The organism is Indioceanicola profundi (genome assembly GCF_003568845.1).
Lineage (GTDB): Bacteria > Pseudomonadota > Alphaproteobacteria > Azospirillales > Azospirillaceae > Indioceanicola > Indioceanicola profundi.
The window spans coordinates 2145607-2161702 of record NZ_CP030126.1 but is presented as its reverse complement, the minus strand read 5'-3'; the positions used below and the strand labels follow the sequence as shown (position 1 = coordinate 2161702).

20 protein-coding genes are annotated in these 16096 nt (G+C 66.9%); 8 read left to right on the top strand and 12 right to left on the bottom strand.

The features are described 5' to 3' along the window. Nucleotides 1–50 precede the first annotated feature (50 nt). The 5 genes from DOL89_RS10335 (at nt 51) to panB (ending at nt 3393) form a co-directional block, all read left to right on the top strand. Nucleotides 51–470 carry a DUF3775 domain-containing protein gene (locus DOL89_RS10335; RefSeq protein ID WP_119679076.1) on the top strand — a complete coding sequence of 140 codons (420 nt, stop codon included), beginning with the start codon at nt 51–53 and terminating at the stop codon, nt 468–470. A gap of 200 nt (nt 471–670) precedes the next feature. After that, nucleotides 671–1585, top strand: coding sequence for an RNA polymerase factor sigma-32 (locus DOL89_RS10330; protein ID WP_119679075.1), 915 nt, complete (start codon nt 671–673; stop codon nt 1583–1585). Between the two features lie 97 nt (nt 1586–1682). After that, complete coding sequence (locus DOL89_RS10325; RefSeq protein ID WP_119679074.1) at nt 1683–1880, top strand: hypothetical protein; 198 nt, start codon at nt 1683–1685, stop codon at nt 1878–1880. A gap of 104 nt (nt 1881–1984) precedes the next feature. After that, nucleotides 1985–2416 carry a DUF4383 domain-containing protein gene (locus tag DOL89_RS10320; protein WP_119679073.1) on the top strand — a complete coding sequence of 144 codons (432 nt, stop codon included), beginning with the start codon at nt 1985–1987 and terminating at the stop codon, nt 2414–2416. Nucleotides 2417–2571: 155 nt separating this feature from the next. Beyond that, nucleotides 2572–3393, top strand: coding sequence for a 3-methyl-2-oxobutanoate hydroxymethyltransferase (gene panB / locus DOL89_RS10315; RefSeq protein WP_119679072.1), 822 nt, complete (start codon nt 2572–2574; stop codon nt 3391–3393). Between the two features lie 104 nt (nt 3394–3497). Here the strand turns inward: panB and minE are convergent, their stop codons facing one another. From minE to DOL89_RS10295, 4 genes are all read right to left on the bottom strand, one after another. Beyond that, on the bottom strand, nt 3498–3809 hold the full coding sequence (gene minE, locus DOL89_RS10310) for a cell division topological specificity factor MinE (RefSeq protein ID WP_119679071.1): 312 nt from the start codon (nt 3807–3809) through the stop codon (nt 3498–3500). Further along, nucleotides 3806–4621, bottom strand: a complete 816-nt coding sequence (gene minD / locus DOL89_RS10305) for a septum site-determining protein MinD (protein ID WP_119679070.1) — start codon at nt 4619–4621, stop codon at nt 3806–3808. Before minD ends, minE begins: the two co-directional genes overlap by 4 nt. 63 nt (nt 4622–4684) lie before the next feature. Further along, nucleotides 4685–5503 carry a septum site-determining protein MinC gene (minC, locus tag DOL89_RS10300; RefSeq protein ID WP_119679069.1) on the bottom strand — a complete coding sequence of 273 codons (819 nt, stop codon included), beginning with the start codon at nt 5501–5503 and terminating at the stop codon, nt 4685–4687. 227 nt (nt 5504–5730) lie between these two features. After that, nucleotides 5731–5937, bottom strand: coding sequence for a hypothetical protein (locus tag DOL89_RS10295; protein ID WP_119679068.1), 207 nt, complete (start codon nt 5935–5937; stop codon nt 5731–5733). A gap of 400 nt (nt 5938–6337) precedes the next feature. Between DOL89_RS10295 and DOL89_RS10290 the strand changes: the two genes are divergently transcribed. After that, nucleotides 6338–7081 (top strand): PhoH family protein, encoded by a 744-nt coding sequence (locus DOL89_RS10290; protein ID WP_119679067.1) that lies wholly within the window; start codon nt 6338–6340, stop codon nt 7079–7081. A gap of 46 nt (nt 7082–7127) precedes the next feature. Here the strand turns inward: DOL89_RS10290 and DOL89_RS10285 are convergent, their stop codons facing one another. Continuing rightward, a complete protein-coding gene (locus tag DOL89_RS10285; protein ID WP_162937440.1) occupies nt 7128–8102 on the bottom strand; it encodes an alpha/beta fold hydrolase in 975 nt (324 codons plus the stop codon). Between the two features lie 153 nt (nt 8103–8255). Between DOL89_RS10285 and DOL89_RS10280 the strand changes: the two genes are divergently transcribed. Both DOL89_RS10280 and DOL89_RS10275 read left to right on the top strand, forming a co-directional pair. Then, nucleotides 8256–8738, top strand: coding sequence for a MaoC family dehydratase (locus DOL89_RS10280; protein ID WP_119679065.1), 483 nt, complete (start codon nt 8256–8258; stop codon nt 8736–8738). A 143-nt stretch (nt 8739–8881) separates the two neighbouring features. After that, nucleotides 8882–9397, top strand: a complete 516-nt coding sequence (locus DOL89_RS10275) for a Dps family protein (RefSeq protein WP_119679064.1) — start codon at nt 8882–8884, stop codon at nt 9395–9397. A gap of 88 nt (nt 9398–9485) precedes the next feature. On the opposite strand, the gene DOL89_RS10270 is transcribed toward DOL89_RS10275, so the two are convergent. The 7 genes from DOL89_RS10270 to DOL89_RS10240 form a co-directional block, all read right to left on the bottom strand. After that, nucleotides 9486–10292 (bottom strand): hypothetical protein, encoded by an 807-nt coding sequence (locus DOL89_RS10270; RefSeq protein ID WP_119679063.1) that lies wholly within the window; start codon nt 10290–10292, stop codon nt 9486–9488. A 74-nt stretch (nt 10293–10366) separates the two neighbouring features. Beyond that, entirely contained in the window at nt 10367–11347 is a 981-nt protein-coding gene (locus DOL89_RS10265) for a GNAT family N-acetyltransferase (protein ID WP_119679062.1), read from the bottom strand. Next, nucleotides 11344–12420 carry a glycosyltransferase family 4 protein gene (locus DOL89_RS10260; protein ID WP_119679061.1) on the bottom strand — a complete coding sequence of 359 codons (1077 nt, stop codon included), beginning with the start codon at nt 12418–12420 and terminating at the stop codon, nt 11344–11346. Before DOL89_RS10260 ends, DOL89_RS10265 begins: the two co-directional genes overlap by 4 nt. A gap of 235 nt (nt 12421–12655) precedes the next feature. Then, nucleotides 12656–13528 carry a PIG-L deacetylase family protein gene (locus DOL89_RS10255; protein WP_162937439.1) on the bottom strand — a complete coding sequence of 291 codons (873 nt, stop codon included), beginning with the start codon at nt 13526–13528 and terminating at the stop codon, nt 12656–12658. Next, nucleotides 13525–14475, bottom strand: a complete 951-nt coding sequence (locus DOL89_RS10250) for a glycosyl hydrolase (protein ID WP_119679059.1) — start codon at nt 14473–14475, stop codon at nt 13525–13527. Before DOL89_RS10250 ends, DOL89_RS10255 begins: the two co-directional genes overlap by 4 nt. Nucleotides 14476–14514: 39 nt before the next feature. Next, a complete protein-coding gene (locus DOL89_RS10245) occupies nt 14515–15291 on the bottom strand; it encodes a TIGR04290 family methyltransferase (protein WP_119680362.1) in 777 nt (258 codons plus the stop codon). Between the two features lie 5 nt (nt 15292–15296). Next, nucleotides 15297–16094 carry a nucleotidyltransferase family protein gene (locus DOL89_RS10240; RefSeq protein ID WP_119679058.1) on the bottom strand — a complete coding sequence of 266 codons (798 nt, stop codon included), beginning with the start codon at nt 16092–16094 and terminating at the stop codon, nt 15297–15299. Nucleotides 16095–16096 lie beyond the last annotated feature (2 nt).

Below are 16096 nucleotides of genomic sequence, written 5' to 3'. Positions count from 1 at the left end.
CAAACCTCTGTTGGCCCTCTCCGTGAACGACAACGGAGAGGGGCTGTTTCATGTTCAGTCGCATCGAGGTCGATCAGGTCCGCCGCATTGCGGATCTGGCTCGGCAAGCGGCGGACGCGCACCGCCGGTTGGTCGGCGGTCTGCGCGACATCGAACTCGGCGAGCAGCCGGACGAACGTGGCGACCGCAATCCGAGCGACCTGGATTCGCTTAGCCTGTTGGGCCAGACGGCCGAGCGGCGCGAGTTCGACGCCTTGCGCGACGCCATTGCGGAACTGTCGCCCGATCAGCGGCAGGAGTTGAAGGCCGCGACCCTGATCGGCCGGGGCGAGTTCGCCGCCGGTCAGTGGGATGAGGCCATGTCCGCCGCCGCGGCCATACCGGCCAGCTCGGACGTGGACTACGTGTCCGAGCGCCTGAACCTGCATGACGAGCTTACCAAAGCCCTGTTTGAAATGGGGTGCCAGTGAGCCCGAACCTGTGATGGCGGTCATTCCCGTGGCCGCCGCCGAACTGTAAACCATACGGACTGAAGGGACTTGTGCCACAGGCACCTGATCCCCATATTAGAACTGTTCCAAAAAGAGAACGGCGATGTCCGAAATCCGCGCGCCTGGCGCCTCCGAGGGCCGGGAACGCGCGACACCGCGTCCATGGGAGTGGAGAAGACATGTCAGCTTATTCCGATTCCATCGATCTTCTGCGGGCCTTCACGGCCCAGGCGAACAAGTATCCGATGCTGACGCCCGAACAGGAGCAGCAGCTGTCGCGCGCCTGGATCGAGAAGCAGGACCGTAAGGCCTTCGACATGCTGGTGAAGAGCCACATGCGTCTGGCCGTGAAGATCGCAAGCAAGTACGCCCGTTCCGGCCTGCCGGTCGGCGATCTGATTTCCGAGGCCAATATCGGTCTCGTGAAGTCGGTCCAGCGGTTCGACCCCGACCGGGGCTTCCGCCTGGCGACCTATGCGCTGTGGTGGATCCGGGCGGAGGTGCAGACCTACGTGCTGCACAACTGGTCCATGATCAAGGGCGGCAACACGGCCGCCCTGAAGCGCCTGTTCTTCAACCTGCGTCAGACACAGCGTCGCCTGGGCTTCCAGGACCGCGTCATGACCGACGCCGAGGCGGAACAGGTCGCGACCGAACTGGACGCCAGCGTGGAGGAGGTGCGGGAGATGGAGCACCGCTTCGCCACGCCCGTCAGCTCCCTCAACACCCCCGTGGGTGAGGAGGGCGATGCCGAGGCGATGGACATGCTGGCCGACGAGGCCGAGAGCGTCGAGCTTCGTCTGGCGGAGCGTAGCGAGCTGGAGGCCCGCAAGGCCCTGATGCTGGACGCCCTGGGCAATCTGGGCGACCGGGAGCGGCACATCTTCGTGAGCCGCAACCTGACCGACCAGCCGGTGACGCTGGAGACACTGGCGCAACAGTATGGCGTCTCCAAGGAGCGCATCCGCCAGATCGAGTCCGGCGCCTACAAGAAGGTCGCCAAGCGGGTGCGCAGCTCGTCCAACGAGAACAGCGCCAACCCGATCCTGCCGATGGCGTCCAAGCGCGCCAAGGCGGAGCTGCGGGCAGCCTGACAGCCGCCCGCACCGAGCCGCTAAGAAAGGACGCCGTGGGAACGCCCGCGGCGTCCTTTTTGTTGGTCTGCCTCCAGTATCACGGAGGAGAATCAGCATGACCAAATCCGCAGCCGGCGACACCGAGGGCAAGAAGCACACAGCCGGCGGCCCCGGCAAGGCCGCTCGCAGCGGTCATCTGGAAGGTGGTAAGACCGGCAACGAGCCGAACCAGAACCAGTCCGTGACGGAGGGTCCGAAGGCCGAGGAGATGAAGAAGCGGCCCGGCAAGGACACCGCCCAGTCGGACGCCTGACGCCGGCCCGCCGAAAGGCAGTCCACGAACTGTAATAATGGAACAACTTCGACGAAACGGCAGTTGGGGGTGACCAACCCCCGACTCTCGCGGAGATGTCCCCGATGAAGACGTTCGCTCTGCTCTACGGAATTGTATTCCTGTTGGTGGGCATCCTGGGTTTCTTCCCTGGGCTGCTCTCACCGCCGGACCCGGCGCATGAGGTAGTTGTCACAGGCTTCCATGGCCAATTGCTGGGTCTGTTCCCGGTGAACTGGATCCACAATGTGGTTCATATCCTGTTCGGTGTCTGGGGCCTTGCGGCGTCACGGTCCTGGTTCGGGGCGCGCGGCTACGCAAGGGCGGTTGCCGTCATCTACATCGTCCTGGCGATCATGGGTCTGATCCCGGCACTGAACACCACTTTCGGCCTGATCCCGTTGCACGGCAACGATGTCTGGCTGCATGTGGCGCTGGCCGCCGTGGCCGCCTATTTCGGCTGGGGCGTCAAGCCGCCGGCGGATGCGCACGCCCACCGCACCGCGGCCCGGGTCTGACCGGCTTTCACGGAATGCGGCGGGGCTCCCCGGAGCCCCGCCGTTTGCGTTTCCAGCAGGCCCTTGCTCTGGATGCCGGCGGCGCTCTGGTGTAAGGATGTGCGCTGCACAAGAACGGCGCCAGCCGCATCGGAACGCTGAGAGGGATCGCTCCCATGTCCGCCACTGCGCAGGTGAAGCGCATCACCGTGCCGGAGATCGCCGCCCGCAAGGGCAAGGAACCGGTTTCCATCCTGACCGCCTACACCGTTTCCATGGCCCGGCTGCTGGACCAGCATGTAGACATGCTTCTGGTCGGCGACAGCCTGGGCATGGTGCTCTATGGGCTGGACAGCACGCTGCCGGTCACGCTGGACATGATGATCGCCCATGGCGCGGCCGTGGTGCGCGGCTCCAGCCGCGCCGGCGTTGTCGTCGATCTTCCCTGGGCCACCTATCAGGAAAGCAGGGAGCAGGCCTTCCGTGCCGCCGCCCGCGTGCTGGCCGAGACCGGCTGCGCCGCCGTGAAGCTGGAGGGCGGGGAGGAGATGGCGGAGACGGTCGATTTCCTGGTCCGCCGCGGCATTCCGGTCATGGGTCATGTGGGGCTGACGCCGCAGGCGGTGAATGCGCTGGGCGGCTACCGCGCCCGCGGCCGTTCGGATGCCGAGCAGCACAAGATCCTCGGCGATGCCCGCGCCATCGCCGAGGCCGGAGCCTTCAGCATCGTGATCGAGGGAGTGGTGGAACCGCTGGCCCGCCAAATCACCGAGAGCGTTTCGGCCGTCACTATCGGCATCGGCGCCTCGGCCGCCTGCGACGGGCAGGTGCTGGTGAGCGATGACCTGCTCGGCCTGTTCGGCGCCTTCACGCCGAAATTCGTGAAGCGCTATGCCGAGCTCGGGCCGCTGGTCGAAGAGGCGGCGAGGGCCTACACCGCCGACGTCCGCAGCCGCGCCTTCCCCGGCCCGGAGCATGTGTTCCAGCCGAAGAAGTAAGGGCTAAAAAGCAAAGGGGACCTTCCCGATTCCGCCTGCACAGCCCTATGCATACAGGGCCGGCGGAATGGGGAAGGTCCCCTCTCATTCCCCGATGAGGGAGATCAACTCGCCGTCGCCGGCTTGTTGACCTTGGCCGGAGCCTGACGGGGAGCGCCCTTCTTAGGCGCGGGCAGCTCCACATTCACCTCCAGCATGGAGCAGCCGCTTTCCCGCTCCAGCTTCACCGCCACCTTCTCATCCTCGATGGCGACATACTTCTTGATCACCTCAAGAAGCTCTTTCTGAAGCTGGGGCAGGAAGTCCGGCGCGTTCCGGTCCGCCCGCTCATGGGCCAGCACGATCTGAAGCCGGTCGCGCGCCGTGACGGCCGCGGGCTCATCCTTGCTACGCTTGAAGAAATCGAACAGGCTCATGCAGACCTCCGCAGCAGGCGGTCGAAGAAGCCCTTCTTCTCCGGCTTCATGAAGCGGTGCTCCACCTTTTCGCCGAGGAAGCGGGACACCGCGTCGGCGTAGGCGGTGCCGGCACTGGACTTGTCGTCCAGAACGACGGGCATGCCCACGTTGCTGGCCTTCAGCACGGCGGGGCTCTCCGGGATCACGCCCAGCAGCGGGATGGCCAGGATTTCCAGCACATCCTCCACCTTCAGCATCTCACCCCGCTCCACACGCTCGGTGTCGTAGCGGGTCAGCAGCAGATGCTCCTGCACAGGCTCCAGCCCCATTTCCGCGCGACGCGACTTGGCCTGGATAACCCCCAGGATGCGGTCACTGTCACGCACGGAAGAAACTTCGGGGTTGGTGACGATGATCGCATGGTCGGCGTAATAGAGCGCCATCAGCGCGCCCTTCTCGATTCCGGCCGGGCTGTCGCAGAGGATGTAGTCGAACTCCTTCTTGAGTTCGTCCAGAATCCGGCCAACCCCTTCTACCGTCAGCGCGTCCTTGTCGCGCGTCTGCGAGGTGGGGAGGATGAACAGGTTCTCCACCCGCTTGTCCTTGATGAGGGCCTGGTTGATCCGTGCCTCACCATTGATGACGTTGATGAAGTCGAACACCACGCGGCGCTCGCACCCCATGATGAGGTCGAGGTTCCGCAGGCCCACGTCGAAGTCGATGATGCAGGTCTTGAAACCGCGCATGGCAAGACCTGTTCCGAACGCGGCGCTGGAAGTCGTCTTGCCAACGCCGCCCTTGCCGGAGGTCATCGTGATGATCTTGGCCAAGTGGCGTCTCCCGGAATTAAGGGTTGAGATTGAGGAAGGTGGAGGAAGAAGCCTGCGGCAGCGTCATGTCCCGCCCATCGGTTCGATGTGGAGGTAGCCGTTGTCGAGGTAGATCTGGACCGCTTTGCGGACCACGGATTTCTCCATGTCCTCGCTGATGCGGTAAAGCCCGGCGATGGAGACCAGCTCGGCCTCCAGGCTCTGGCAGAAGATGCGCGCGGTCTGGTCGCCGCCGATGCCGGCCAGGGCGCGGCCGCGCATGGGACCGTAGACATGGATGGACCCGTCGGCCACCAGCTCCGCCCCGGCGCTGACCGGGGCGACCACCACCAGGTCGCCGCCGGCTGCATAGATCTGCCGGCCGGAGCGGACCGGTTCCGTCACCATCAGCGTGGTCTTCTGCATGACGGTGGTGGGCGCCGGGGCGGGGGCCGGTTCCGACTGCGCGGCCGGGCGGGGCTGCTGCGGCTGTTGCGCCGCGACATTGCCGGTGCCCTGGGCCGGGCTGCGGCCGGTGCCGGCCAGCGGATCGAAGCTCTGCGCGCCCTCCCGGCTGGGGGGCAGCACGGCAAGGCCGGCCTGGATCGCGGCGCGCTGCTGCTCCGGCGTGCCGCCCTGCAGGCCCACGGGATACAGGCTCATATTCCGCAACAGCCCGCAGAATTGCGGGAAGTCGAAGGGAACGCCGGGAGGCAGGTCGTCCAGGTCAAGAACGACGGGCGCATTCTTGAAGAAGTTCGGCGCCTGACTGATCTTGTTGGCGAGAACCGGGAAGAAGTTCGGGTTCCGCGGGTCCCCGACCTTCAGCACCATCATGGTGAAGTTGCTGCCGCGAAGCTGGAACGGCGAATCCCGAAAGGCCGCTTGCGTGTTCGTCTTCAAAGGGCACATCCCCACCGCATGAACCGGTCCGCGGCACGTGGCCTGACACTACGCGCGAACCCTCTCGACAAAGGCTCGTTCAAGCCCAGTTGGCGCGCGGCGTCAAGAGGTTCCTCAGCCAGATTTTGCGACAAATGCCGCAAAGAGCACAATATCTGTTGTGGTAGTCGCGCAAGTTGATGTCTGGCGACAGCAAGGGTTCTGAAAGCGCAGGGCCGGCCGACCCCTCAGCCCTCTCCACCCAGCTCCTTGACCCGGCGCGCATATTCGTCGTCCGGAAGCAATCCGCGCTCATGCATCACTTTCAGGGCGTAGAGCGCGCGGCGGCGATCCTCCGCCTCCGGCAGGCCTTCGGCGCCGGACTCGTCATCGGTGGACATGGCGGCCGCGCCGGGGCGTCCCGAACGGGGGAGGGGGGAGTGGCTGTTCTTCATCGGGTACTCCTCACCAAGTGACTAGACGGCTCAGCGGCCCGGTCGATCCCGGATCGGCGACATAGGCCGGCCGGGCTTCGCCTTCCGGGTCTACAGGCAACATATGGTGTGAAACTTTTGTTGTGACGCAACAAGTGCTGTTCTCGGCTGTAATTAGTGGTAGCGTTCCACTGTGGTCCAACGCAGAGACGGACAAGGATATTGCCAGATCGGCCCGCCTTGACCCCATTGCCCGAACCGCCCCCGGCGGGAAGGCGTCTCATCGCGCCGGACCACCCGGCAACGCAACCGGCAACCGCGTTTCAGCGATATGCCCTGTCCACGAACCGCACGCCTCTGCCGAGGGTGCGGTTTTTCGTTGCCGGTTCAGTCCCTGATGCCTCAACACAGGAGACAGCGAATGGCCAAGCGCCAGCCTAAAGCCGCCAATTCTTCCGACAGCAAGGTCCGGCCCCTGTTCCCCCGCTCTGCCGGGATCGATGGCGGCTGGGACCCGCTGGGGTCCGAGCGTCGGGAGCAGAGCTATGTACGGAAGGTCAAGCCGCAGAGCCCCGGCCAGAAGGTGCTGATGGAGGCGATCGCCGCCCACAATCTCACCCTGGCCCTCGGCCCCGCCGGCACCGGCAAGACCTATCTGGCCATCAGCGCGGCCGTGGAGGCGCTGGATGCGAACCGTGTGGACCGCATCGTCCTCTCCCGCCCGGCCATCGAGGCGGGGGAGAGCATCGGCTATCTGCCGGGCGACATGAACGAGAAGATGGCCCCCTTCCTGCGCCCGCTCTACGACGCCCTGTCCGACCGGCTGGGCGGCAAGCGGCTGCGGGCGCTGATGGCCGACGGCACCATTGAGATCGCGCCGGTGGGCTTCATGCGTGGGCGCACCCTGAACAACGCCTTCGTGGTGATCGACGAGGCGCAGAACTGCACCTATGCCCAGATCAAGATGCTGCTGACCCGGCTGGGCTGGCATTCCACCATGGTGCTGACCGGCGACCCGGACCAGTCCGACCTGCTGAACGGCCTGTCCGGTCTTGCGGACATCGCCCGCCGGGTGGAGACGCTGGACAACATCGCCGTGGTCCGGCTGGCCGATACGGACATCGTCCGCCATCCGCTGGTCGCCAGCATGCTGACAGTGCTCTGACCGACATCGGCATGCCCGTGGGGGAGGGACAGGCTCCCCCACGGTTCTACGTACCGGCCTGAACCGTCAACTCCGCCAGGAAGGCGTCAATATCCATCCAAACGGCATTGCGAATGCTGTCGGTCTCCATCATCAGCTCGTGCCGGGCTAGAGGATAGATCGTCCGCCGGCCATGCTTCAGGTGGCGGATCGCCCGCTCGTGCCGGTCCACCCGCACGATCCGGTCCGCCCTGGCCGTCATCATCAGGACGGGAACCTCCACCTTTTCCAGCTTCCCCGGTGCGAACAGCTCGGCCATGGACCGGAAGGCGGCGTCCAGCCAGCCCCAGGTGGCCCCACCCATGGCCAGCGCGGGATCGGCGGCATAGCAATTGTGACCGATCAGGAAGCGCACCGGGTCGGAGGTCAGCGGGTTCTTCTCGAAAGTGGGCTCGGCGGCGATCCAGTCCGTCTGGCGGAGCGCATAGTCCCCGCCTTTCCCCCGTGCGACCATCCAGGCGGCGAGCCGGCGCGCCACCGGTTCCGGAAGCGGTGCGGTGCGGATGCCGAGCATCGGGGCGGACAGGATCACGCCGGCGAAGGGATGCGCCCGCTCCGCCACATGGCGCAGCAGCACATGTCCGCCCATGCTGTGGGCGAAACCGATCACCGGCTGCGGCGTACCGGTGGGCAGAAGCTCGACGATGGCGCGGTCCAGATCGTCCATGAAGATCCGGAAATCCGGCACATGGCCCTTGTGCCGGTTGTCCAGATAGCGGGACGATCCGCCCTGGCCGCGCCAGTCCATTCCAACAGTGTGGAAGCCGCGGGCCGTCCAGTCGGCCGCCTGCTCCCCGTACTTCTCCAGCGTCTCGCTGCGGCCGGTCAGAAGCAGGACGGTGCCGCGGGGCCTGCCGGACGGCATCTCCTTCCAGGCCGCAATCCGGATATGGTGACCGTCCGGCTGGGTAAGGCGGGAGCACTGCCAGCCGGCATAGGGCACAGCTCCGGCGACCGGGCGGGGATCGGCGATTATCGGCACGGATGCTTACCTTCGATTGGGGGGCGGTCAGGGTAGTTGCGGGCGGAGCGGAAGCGCAAGGGCAGGCATTTGACCCTCGTGCCCGGCCGGACGTATTGTGTGCGCCGCACACTTTCGGGGTGTGCCCGTCATGCAGCCAGGACCCGCAGAGCCATGGACGAAATCCGCCGCCGTACCGGCATGGACCCCGCCGACCTCACCGGCTATTGCCTGGAGGATCTGAGCGTGGGCATGAAGGGCGTCTATGCCCGCACGATCACGGAGACGGACATCGTGATGTTTGCCGGCATCTCCGGCGACACCAATCCGATGCACCTGAACGAGGAATATGCGCGGGAGACGCCGTTCAAGGGCCGCATCGCCCACGGCATGCTGTCGGCCTGCTTCATCACCACGGTGCTGGGCACCCGGCTTCCCGGGCCGGGCTGCATCTACCTGTCCCAAAACCTGAAATTCCGTGCTCCCGTCCGCATCGGGGAGACGGTGACCACCACCGTGACCGTCACAGGCATCGATCCGGAAAAGGCGCGGCTGAATCTGTCCACCATGTGCACGGTGCTGGGCAAGGTGGTGATCGAGGGTGATGCGCTGGTCATGGTGCCGCGGCGGGCCGACCTGATCCGCGCGGCCGGATAGGGGCTGCCCCGGAAAAGCTCCTTCGCCTCGGGGCCAGGGCGCAACCGAACCGAATTCAGGGTGTTGTGAAGGCAGGCCGGACGATTGTCGTTCCGGCCTGTTGCTTTTCACGATCCTTTTCCTGAAGAGATTCGGAGGACCCGATGGACTCCATGACGACCGACACCCAGCGCACGCCGCCATCCAATGAGGCGCTGCCTGTGCAGACCGGCCTCGCCGACGAGAAGCGCAAGGCGCTGGCGGAAGGGCTGGCCAGGGTGCTGGCGGATACCTATACCCTGCTTGGAAAGACGCACGGCTTCCACTGGAATGTCACCGGGCACCATTTCCACAGCCTGCATGAGATGTTCCAGGACCAGTATGAGGACCTGACCGATGCGGTGGACGAGCTGGCCGAGCGCATCCGCGCCCTGGGCCACTTCTCCCCCGGCAGCCTGTCCCAGTTCCTGAAGCTGACCAGCATCGAGGATGAGCACGGCGTGCCCTCGGCCGACGAGATGGTCCGCCAGCTCGTCCGTGACAACGAGCTTGTCACCCGCGCCTGCCGCGAGGTGGTCGCCATCGCCCAGGACGCCGGCGACACGGTAACCGAGGATCTGATGAACCAGCGCATGGCCTATCATGAGAAGGCCGCCTGGATGCTGCGCGCCTCCCTGTAATCCTGCCGACCGCCGATGCTGGAAAGAGGTCCGGGCCATGCGCCCGGGCCTTTTTCATTGCGGCCGGATGGCGGGAGGGGCGGCGTTCCTACGCGCCCATGCGGCGGGCGATCTCCGCCGCCCAATTGTCGAAGTTCTCGTTCTGGCAGTCGCTTGCCGGGCGGTCGTACCAGGTCCAGGGCAGGGACCGCGCGTTGAGCCCAACGAAATGCGCGCCGCAGGTGCCCAGCACCGGCCGCTTCGGCCAGAAGGGGGAGCAGATGGAGACCTCCTCCACCGTCACCACGACCGGCGGCACCTCCCGCTGGAGCGCTGCGACCTGCAGGCCCTGCTCATCCAGCTCGCCCGCAAGGTGGAGGGGGTGGGCGCGGAGCGTTTCCGCTAGCGCCGCGCCCAGATCGTAGCCCGGCGGGAAGCCGCGGATGCCGGTGTTGAGGTTCTCCGGTCCGCAGATCGCCTCGAACCCGCCCAGCGCCCGCTCCACATCCTGGGCCAGCACGCAGGCCTGCCCCTCCCGCCGCTCCAGCCAGCCGGCGATGGAGGGCGGCATGCTCCACAGGATCAGGTCGTTGTCGAAGGCCAGCTCCCACCGGTCGGGGAAGAGGCGGAGCGGGGCCAGCTTCCAGGCCACCCCCTCCGCCATGCCCTCATCCAGGAAGGCGGCGAGATCGGCCGGCAGATCGCCGGCCGGCAGCCATTCGACCTCGCCCGGCACCTCGCCGGTCCGCCGGCGCGCCTCCGCCACCGGGAGGGAGTTCACCACAACCGCATAGGCGGCCTCCGGCCCGAACACCCGCCGCGCGCCCAGGATCGCCAGCCGCAATGCCCGGAACCCGCGCTCACTCACATCGCCGACGGTCCAGCGGATACCGACAGGGGGAAGGGACGGGGGCATGGCAGGGCTCCGGACTTCTTCGAAGGGGACATGGCGCGCCGGTGTTCCTCTCCCTATCGGGAAGAGGGGTGCTCTCAACCTACGGCCCGCATGGTGACGCTGACGCTTTCCCGGTCCGTGGCGCCCCAGCGGTATTTGTAATCCTCCTGCCCGCGCAGGAAGTCGAACAGGCGGCATCCGTCGGCCGTGGCCTGCTCCAGCGCGTGGGCGATCAACAGGTTGCCGGGGCTGCCATGCTCATGCGCCGGGTCGTAGCCTCCGATATAGTAATGGAAGCGGCCCTTGGCCCTGAGCCCATGCAGGGCCGCGATCACGTTCCCGTCCAGCGCCAGCGTGTAGAGGCGTAGCAGCCCGGCCCGCTCCAGCTCGCCGGCCGCCAGTTGGTGGAACCGGCGCACGGCGGGATCGGCCAGGACGCCGCCGCCATCCCCGTCCCACCGGGCGGCATGCAGGTCGAACAGCCGCTCGATGGCCGCCGTCAGGCTCTCGCCGCCGGCCTGCGCGATCTCCACCCGGCCGGTGCGCTCCAGCCGGTTGCGGGCGGTGCGGAGGTTCTGGCGCAGGGATTTGGGCAGATCCGCCGGCAGGTCCACCGCCGGGCTGGGCGTGCCGGCCGCCCGCTCCGCCCGCCAGCCCGGCGGGGCCACGGCCCGGGCAAGCAGGCTGCCGGGGGAAAGCTGGGGCAGGTCCGCTTGCTCCACGCCCCTGTCCAGCGCCACCTCGGCCAGCAGCGTGGCGAGGTCTATGGGCCGGGCATCGGGCCGGCAGACGGGACCAAGCCAGTCCGTGGTGCCGGCGCCCAGCGGCAGCAGCCGGCGTGGCCCGTCCTCCTCGAACACGAACATCGGCAGGATGGCGGCGACGGCCCCTTCGCGGCGCAGGCAGGCCGCGAAGGCGGCATCCGGCTGGAATGCCTCGGCCCAGGGGATCAGCCAGGCAGGGGACTGGAAGGCGGTGGCCTGATCGTCCTGCCGCCACAGCTCCCACCATTCCCGCTCCAACCCGCGCAGGCCGGCCACCCCGGCATGCAGTTCCAGGCTCGGCACGTCGCTCATGCCGCCCCCTGGGACGCTCCGGCCAGGTTAGAGCCGCGCAGCGCGGTGGCGTAGGCGCCCAGATAGCCGTCCACCATGGCGCCGGGGGAGAAGCGGGCGCGGGCGCCGGCGCGGCAGGCCTCCGGATCGATGCGGCCGGCCCGGTGGATGGCATCGGCCATGGCCTTGGCATTGGGAACCAGCCAGCCGGTGACGCCATCCTCCACCACCTCCGGCAGGGCACCGTTGGGGAAAGCGATGACGGGGGTGCCGCAGGCCAGCGCCTCCATAGCGACCAGGCTGCTGGTCTCCTCGCACAGGCTGGGCACCAGCACGGCGGCGGCCATCCCCATCAGCCGGCGCTTGGCGCGGAATCCCAGCGGCCCGGCATAGCGCCGCCGCCGGTCAAGCGCCGGAGAGAGCACGGTGCTGAAATACTGCTGGTGCCATTCATAGGGATAGACCCGGCCCGCCAGGATCATCGGAACATCGGCCCGCTTGGCGGCCTCGATGGCATGTTCGAAGCCCTTTTCCGGGCAGATGCGCCCCAGCGCCGCCGTGAAGCCCGCCTTGCGTCCAGTCCAGGCGAGATCGTCCACCGGCACGCCGTTCGGCACCGGCGGCAGCAGGGAAGGGCTGTCCGGGCATTGTCTGCGCTGGCTTTCGGACACCGGCACCAGCCATGTGCCGGGCCTGTCCAGATTCCAGATGCCCGGCGGATACCAGTCCGGCGGCAGGTGGAGCGTGATCACCACTGGCACGCCCGGCGGGGGCAGGTAATCCAGTGCGTCGATCCCGTGCAGATGCACCAGATCCACCGGATGCCGGTCCAGCGCCCGCAGGATGGCCTTCCGATGCGCGGCCTGTGCCTCGGCCTTGACGGCGTCGTCCAGCGTGCCGCCATGCGCGGGAACGGGCAGCAGCTCCCCCGCCGGCCGCGATCCCTCCGCCGCGACCACCAGCGAGCGGTGTCCGCGTTCAACCAGCCCGCGGTCCAGCCAGTACAGGATCTGCTCCGCCCCGCCCACCGTGTCCGGCCCGACGGGGGCGAGGGGGTAGGCGACCTGGAGGATTGTGAGGGGGCGGTTGGTCATGTTCACTCTCCGCGCCCACTTGCATGATAGGCAAAAATCCTTCCCGTCCCCCCGTTATTCCAGGGAAAGCCGGGCCCCAGGAGTCCCGGGGGCGGTGCGTGCCGCCCCTGGGTCCCGGCTTTCGCCGGGATGAGGGAGGAGGGGCAAAGCCAGCTGTACATGGGTCCGGAAACCCCTATTGCGTGCCCGTGGCAGCAGAGTGGGGCTGGTCCAGCGTGGCCTGTCCGATCCATCCTCACCATGGCGGCGCTTCCAGTTCCAGTTGGGCGACGGCTTCGGCCGCCCTGTCCCGCCAAGTCCGGCCATCGTAGCCCCAGGGGAAGTTCTCGTACCAGAGCCGGCCGGGATGGGGCGGCTCCAGGAAGTCGTAGCGCGGGGCGGCACGCAGCCGTTCATCCGCCGTGGTGAACTGGTTCAGTACGGCGCTCTGGCTGGCGAAGGCGGCGAACAGCCGCCGCTTCTGCGCCCGTCCATCCGTATCCAGCGGCAAAACCGCCTGCGGACCGGCACCCGGGGTAGGTAGGAAACGTCCAGTCTCCAGCCCTTCGCCGCCTGGGGCGGCGTGATAGCTGGTCATCTCCAGCAATGCTGGAACCGACAGTCCGCGTTGCCGCAACAGCTCCGCCGCCGCGTGGGTCGCGAAGCAGGCGGCATCGTGGTCCGGGTGCCCGCCCTCATAAGGGTGGGTGATGATGCAGCCCACGTCGCCGCCATCGATCAGGTCGGCCAAGCGCTGGGCCAGCCCGGCCATGACGAAGCTCGCCTCCTGGTCGGCGACGCCCAGTGGGATCAGACGCGCGGGCGGGATGCCCGCAAGCGCCATGGCGCCCTCCAGCTCTTCCTGGCGCAGGGCGGCATATTCCTCCCGCGTGTCACAGCCATGGGACCGGGCGTCCATCAGGTCCGCCGGCGCGCCGTCGGTAACATGGATGATCCGCACGCCGGAGAGGCGGTTGAGCTGACCGCCCAGCCCGACCGTCTCATCGTCCGGATGGGCAGCGACGATGGCGACGCGGCGGGCATCCAGCACTGGCGGGCCGCCCGGCCCCAACTCCTTCAGAAAACGGAGGGCCAGGGCGGCATTGCGCGGAGTAGCGGCGGGGTTCACGCAGGCGTGGGCGCGAGGCGGGACCGGCTCGCCACCCCTCCCTGGAACTCCGGCTTGATGTGGCTGGCATAGCGCTCGGTCATCTCCGCACAAAAGGCGGCGAACTCCTCCGGGTCCTTGGGCGGGCTGGTGTAATGCGGATCGATGCCCTTGTGCTCCGGCGTGAAGCAATAGGTGACGGTCACGTCGAAGTCCTTCAGCGCATCCATCTGCCGGTCGAACCAGTCCAGCGCACCCGGCCGGTAATAGTCCGCCCAGGACAGGCCGGTGCGCAGATAGGTGATGCCCAGCTCCTTCATCCGCTTCACCGCTTCGTCCAGCCGGTGGTCCTCGAAATGGAACCACTGGCAGACACCCATCTCCGGTGCATACTGGCTGAAGTGCTTGGCGGCGATCTTCGGCGTGCCGTCCTCACGGAAGAGGCCCATATAGAAGTGACGGTAGTAGCTGGACCCCTCCGCCTCGCGGTGGCGGGTGGTGGCGGGCCATGCCTTGGGCAGGTCGAACAGGCTGTACCAGTGGATGCGCGGCACCTGCCCGATCAGCAGCTCCGCCGTCTTGTGCAGCCCGAACTCCTGCACCTCCTCCGCCCCGAAGGTGGAGATACCGACTTCCGACACCCAGATCGGCAGACTGGTGACGTCGCGGATCTCCTGGATACGGTTCGGCCATTCCTGGATCTGCCAGTGATTCCAGTCCAGCGGGAAACCATGCACCGCCACGGCGTCCACATGGTCCAGCACGCCCCGGCCCTGCAGGTTGCGGACGAAATTGGCGTCGATCGGGGACATGCCGCCCAGCACGCGGGGCAGGTTCGGCGCTACGGACTTCACGGCCTTGCCGGCGGCGATCGCGGTCTCGGCGAACATCGCCCAGTCGCTGTCGAGCTCGATGTCCCAATGGGACTTGTTGTTCGGCTCGTTCCAGATCATCACCGCTTCAATCATGGTGCTCCCTCATTCAACGTTCTTTTGGCGCTCACCGGCTTACGCCGGCCCTTGGGCCGGATAGACAGCGCCAAGGCCGTAGGGCGGTTTGGTGGCCCGGCAGACAAAGACCTCCTGCTCCGGATGATCGATGATCTCGAAACCGGCACTGCGCAGCATGGCCTCAGCCGCCGCATTGTTGGGAACCCACCAATTGGTCCAGTCCCCGGAATAGTAATGTTCGACGAAATGCATCTTGGGCCAAGCCGGATCGTCGAACTGATCCTTGACCCAGAAGTCGTAGTCCTGCGCCCACTCCTTGCTGTCCTTGGCCCCGCGCTGCATGGACTGGAATACCAGCAGATCGCCGGCGACATGCTCACGGATCAGGTCCAGCGCCAGCAGGGGATGGCGCAGATGATAGAGAACGCCCAGGAACAGGACGAGGTCGAACTTCTCGCCAAGCTTGCCGACGTCATAGACCGAGAGCTCGCGAAACTCGATATCCAGCCCGTTGACCTCCGCCGCGAAGCGGGCCTGCGCCAGATAATGCGGGTCGCTGTCGACCGCCACGACCCTCTCCGCCCCGCGGCGCTTCATCTCCATGGAATAAAAACCGGCGTTGCAGCCGATATCCAGCACGGTCTTGCCCGTCAGATTCTGCGGGACCGCATGGGCGAAGCGCTGCCATTTGGTGGCGGGATAGTCGTGCAGGAAATGGTCGGGGGCGGTGCGTACCCCGTTCAAGTCCAGATTGTGGAACCAGGGGGCGAGTTCGGCAATGCGCCGCTCAAGCTCCTCCCGGTCCAAGGGGCTGACCCCGCCCAACTGCGTCATGTGCATCATGTCCCCCTGGAAACGGTCGCATCCGTGCGTCGAAGTTCCTTGGCAGCCTGAGTCAGCCCGCCGCCCTGATCGACCTGACCGCTCAGCAGCCCGATGGCGGCGCGGTATCCGTGCACCGTGCCGACATCCACATAGGCTTCCCCCGCCCGGATACCGACGGCGTGGCCGCCGCGCGCAATCCAGGCGTTGACCAGCGTGCCCATGTACTCGTCCTGCCGCTCCCGCTCCCGCCACAGATCGTGCAGCTCGGCCAGGATGTGGCCCGGCATCTTGAAGGCGCCCCAGACCCAGCGGGACGCAGCGCCGGCTTGCTTGACCTGGATCTCCTGCACGCGCCCGGTCTCGTCCGTGATGACGGCGTCGAACAGCTCCGGCCGTTCCACCGGGAACAGCAGGAAGGACAGCTTGTCGTTCGGCAGGTGCTTCAGCGCGTCGTCCGGAAACCAGACCGTGTCCGGCAGCCCGATGATCACCGGCTCATCCGGGGGGATCAGGGGCAGCGCGCGGAAGATCGCGTCGCACAGCCCGCCCGGGTTGGGCTGGACCACATAGGCGATGGAGGCCTGGCCATAGCCGCCGCCGTAATATTCCATGATGTCGGACTTGGCCGGCCCAATGACGAAGCAGACCTTGTCCGCCCCGCCCAGCACCATGCGCTCCAGCAGATATTCGCTGACGGCGCGCGGCCGTTCGGTTTCGCCGTCCAGGCGGCTGCCGACGGGCAGCAGTTCCTTTGAGAAGGCGAGTGGCTGGATTCGCGTGCCGCTGCCGGCGGCGGGTACGATGCCCCACATGG

Bases quoted from the DNA above. Each gene is read 5' to 3' on its own strand.
- DOL89_RS10325 (WP_119679074.1), top strand. From the start codon at position 1,683: ATGACCAAATCCGCAGCCGGCGACACCGAGGGCAAGAAGCACACAGCC.
- DOL89_RS10275 (WP_119679064.1), top strand. From the start codon at position 8,882: ATGGACTCCATGACGACCGACACCCAGCGCACGCCGCCATCCAATGAG.
- DOL89_RS10290 (WP_119679067.1), top strand. From the start codon at position 6,338: ATGGCCAAGCGCCAGCCTAAAGCCGCCAATTCTTCCGACAGCAAGGTC.
- DOL89_RS10335 (WP_119679076.1), top strand. From the start codon at position 51: ATGTTCAGTCGCATCGAGGTCGATCAGGTCCGCCGCATTGCGGATCTG.
- DOL89_RS10250 (WP_119679059.1), bottom strand. From the start codon at position 14,475: ATGATTGAAGCGGTGATGATCTGGAACGAGCCGAACAACAAGTCCCAT.
- DOL89_RS10295 (WP_119679068.1), bottom strand. From the start codon at position 5,937: ATGAAGAACAGCCACTCCCCCCTCCCCCGTTCGGGACGCCCCGGCGCG.
- panB (WP_119679072.1), top strand. From the start codon at position 2,572: ATGTCCGCCACTGCGCAGGTGAAGCGCATCACCGTGCCGGAGATCGCC.
- DOL89_RS10260 (WP_119679061.1), bottom strand. From the start codon at position 12,420: ATGACCAACCGCCCCCTCACAATCCTCCAGGTCGCCTACCCCCTCGCC.
- DOL89_RS10265 (WP_119679062.1), bottom strand. From the start codon at position 11,347: ATGAGCGACGTGCCGAGCCTGGAACTGCATGCCGGGGTGGCCGGCCTG.
- DOL89_RS10245 (WP_119680362.1), bottom strand. From the start codon at position 15,291: ATGACGCAGTTGGGCGGGGTCAGCCCCTTGGACCGGGAGGAGCTTGAG.
- DOL89_RS10240 (WP_119679058.1), bottom strand. From the start codon at position 16,094: ATGTGGGGCATCGTACCCGCCGCCGGCAGCGGCACGCGAATCCAGCCA.
- DOL89_RS10330 (WP_119679075.1), top strand. From the start codon at position 671: ATGTCAGCTTATTCCGATTCCATCGATCTTCTGCGGGCCTTCACGGCC.
- minE (WP_119679071.1), bottom strand. From the start codon at position 3,809: ATGAGCCTGTTCGATTTCTTCAAGCGTAGCAAGGATGAGCCCGCGGCC.
- DOL89_RS10270 (WP_119679063.1), bottom strand. From the start codon at position 10,292: ATGCCCCCGTCCCTTCCCCCTGTCGGTATCCGCTGGACCGTCGGCGAT.
- DOL89_RS10280 (WP_119679065.1), top strand. From the start codon at position 8,256: ATGGACGAAATCCGCCGCCGTACCGGCATGGACCCCGCCGACCTCACC.
- DOL89_RS10320 (WP_119679073.1), top strand. From the start codon at position 1,985: ATGAAGACGTTCGCTCTGCTCTACGGAATTGTATTCCTGTTGGTGGGC.